Source organism: Bradyrhizobium sp. NBAIM03 (genome assembly GCF_020194055.1).
Taxonomy (GTDB): Bacteria; Pseudomonadota; Alphaproteobacteria; order Rhizobiales; family Xanthobacteraceae; genus Bradyrhizobium; species Bradyrhizobium yuanmingense.
The window spans coordinates 1-436 of sequence record NZ_JADYVS010000176.1 but is presented as its reverse complement, the minus strand read 5'-3'; the positions used below and the strand labels follow the sequence as shown (position 1 = coordinate 436).

1 pseudogene is annotated in these 436 nt (G+C 63.3%); it reads left to right on the top strand.

What is annotated here, in order from left to right:
* Positions 1–436 (top strand): annotated as a pseudogene (locus I6F21_RS37965) (3-oxoadipyl-CoA thiolase); the annotation flags it as partial.

Below are 436 nucleotides of genomic sequence, written 5' to 3'. Positions count from 1 at the left end.
GTGTACGACACCACGATCGGCTGGCGCTTTGTGAACAAGCTCATGAAGGAACAGTACGGCGTGGATTCGATGCCCGAGACGGCGGAGAACGTTGCCATCGAATACAACATCGAGCGCGAGGCCCAGGACCGCATGGCACTCGCAAGCCAACTCAAGGCCGTGGCCGCGCAGAAGGCTGGCGACTTGGCGCGCGAGATCACGCCCGTCAGCATCGCGCAGAAGAAGGGCGATGCAATCATCGTAGAGAAAGACGAGCACCCGCGCGAGACCAGCCTGGAGGCACTCGCCAAGCTCAAGGGCGTGGTTCGTCCCGACGGTACGGTCACTGCCGGCAATGCCAGCGGCGTGAACGACGGCGCTTGTGCGCTGTTGCTGGCCAATGAGGCCGTGGCTGCCAAGTATGGCCTGACCCCGAAAGCCCGCGTCGTGGGTATGG